Raw genomic sequence first — 2,159 nt, forward strand, 5'->3', positions numbered from 1 at the left:
GCGATAGTGCTTTTTATATCAGATTTCCAGCGCCTAAAAACTCTTGTTGTTCCGCTTCTTTCATATATTTTTTCTAAACTATAAGTGGCTTCAGTTTTTCCTGCTGCTTTGCGTGCCAATCGATGTAAAAATCTATGAGTCCCTTTATCAAGTAAAAAATAATCAGGGTTTAATGTTAAAACGGTTGGGTTTTCAATTCTTACAATGCCATCATAAACCCACTCAGGAATTGAAATGGTAATGTCGGAAATTCTTCCTGTTTCTTTTTGTGTTGTTATATTGTAATCACCAATAAGGCTAAACATACCATTTCGACGATTTTTTGAGTTTACTTTTGTAATTGATATTTTTGTTGTACTTAATCTTTCTAGTGATTTTTCTAAAAGTTTGTAATTTTCTCCCCCATGGTCGCGGCGGCAATAGTTTAAAAGCTCAGCAACAGATGGCTTTATTGATCGTGGAGGTAAATAATCATCATTTCCTTTTTTGATTTCCTTTTTAATTCTATTCATCTCATTAGTTAAGTAAGAAATCATATAAAGAAAAATATCATAATCAAATATAGTTGCCATTCCACAATTAGTACCGCCTTGAACAACTATATGAGCATCTTTTAAATTATATTCTATAGGTTCAAAACGTGGTTTTCTACCTAGTCCGAATACAGCAATATCCATTAAACTTATTTCATCTTTAGTGGATATATCAGTTAATGGGGGTGGCTCGAATATATCTAGTTGTTTATTATCGATTGGAGGTTTTCGGTAGTTCCGAGAACGGTTGACCTTTTTTAAAATTGAAGCAAGTTCAGGGTTTTTGATCTTTTCATGGGAATCTTCTAGGTCTGTATATGTTTCGCAATTATCAGAAACATAAGGTTGTTTTGTATCGGTCATTTCAGAAGCTCTTTTGAATATTTTTTGAATAAATCATTATTTCAAATTTTACGCTTAGGGGGTGAAATAACAGATCGATATTACATCACAAAAGTAAAAAAATTAGATCTCATTTTTTAGGAAATTTATATGACTCTCCCCTGTAGATCCAAAGTTTGGATAGTGTTTTGGATTCGTCTGCATAAATATTTATAGGTATATAGTTTCATACTTATAGATAATTATACCTATAAACTGTATACTTTTATACGTCTATAGCTATATATTAAATAAAAATGACATTTAAACTTGTAAACATCTGGAACCCTAAAGGCGGACAGGGTAAATCAATGATTGCTATTAATCTTGCAGCCGCTGCCGTTGAAATGGGGTTAAGGCCCTTAGTTATTTGCCAAGATCCTCAAGGTACTTCTAGTATGATCTATAAAGCTGGACGGTTACCTTTTGAAGTTATTTCAGCAATCCCTAAAGACAAGCCAGATGCTAATTTAGTTTTGATAGATCATCAAGCTAGTGATTGGGAGCTACCACAAGGGCGACTTTTATTGATGCCTGTAAAACCAGCAAGAACTCAATATAAGACTTATGTGGATGCTAAGGCAATTGCTGAGAAGTCAGGAAAAGAAATAATAACTGTTGTAACAGATGCGCAGCACCATAGAACAGAAGAACGAGAAACCGCTAAAAGACTTGTAGAAAAAGGAGCTTTAGAAATTCCTGCAAGCGGTGTTTTTAGTCGTGCAGATGCTCAGCTAATAACAATATTCGATAAAGAAATGAATAAGGCTTATAAAATTAAAGATCGCCGAAATGATTTCTTGAAAATATTAGGTGCTATTTTGACTGATGCTTTAGAAGGTAATGAAGGGGATAAATATGGGGCGTAATGATGCGAGTTGGATGGATGAAGAAGACGAGAGAGCAGAGCAACAAGTAGAAACAGGTAAACGTCCAAATGCTGAAGCTCCTCAACTTGTAAGAAAGGAAGCTAAAGCCCCCACTAGATCCACGAAGGGGTTTTACATACAAGAAAAGTATGCAATGGCTTTTGATAAACTTGTATTTTCCCAAAAACAAGTAAAGGGAAAAAAAGCCCCTGAACTTGCAGAAGAGGCAATAAAAACTCTTTTAAAAAAATATGGTGAAGATACGAAAGGGTTATAAATATAAAACTATATAGTTATATATGTTAATATATATATAGATATTAATTTTTGGGTTCTGTCGCATAAAGTTCACTTCTCCGCGTTACCTGCTATCATG

General features: G+C 33.9%; 3 protein-coding genes. 2 read left to right on the forward strand and 1 reads right to left on the reverse strand.

The features are described from left to right. The coding region (locus tag CDZ78_RS19755) for a replication initiator protein A (protein WP_087871493.1) at window positions 1-896 on the reverse strand (896 nt) is incomplete at its 3' end. Between the two features lie 275 nt (window positions 897-1,171). Between CDZ78_RS19755 and CDZ78_RS19760 the strand changes: the two genes are divergently transcribed. Together CDZ78_RS19760 and CDZ78_RS19765 are read left to right on the forward strand one after the other, a co-directional pair. Next, window positions 1,172-1,783, forward strand: coding sequence for a ParA family protein (locus CDZ78_RS19760; protein ID WP_087871494.1), 612 nt, complete (start codon window positions 1,172-1,174; stop codon window positions 1,781-1,783). After that, window positions 1,773-2,060 (forward strand): hypothetical protein, encoded by a 288-nt coding sequence (locus CDZ78_RS19765; protein ID WP_087871496.1) that lies wholly within the window; start codon window positions 1,773-1,775, stop codon window positions 2,058-2,060. The genes CDZ78_RS19760 and CDZ78_RS19765 overlap by 11 nt, the downstream gene beginning before the upstream one ends. Window positions 2,061-2,159: the final 99 nt, after the last annotated feature.

The sequence above is a fragment of the Bathymodiolus platifrons methanotrophic gill symbiont genome (assembly GCF_002189065.1).
Lineage (GTDB): Bacteria > Pseudomonadota > Gammaproteobacteria > Methylococcales > Methylomonadaceae > Methyloprofundus.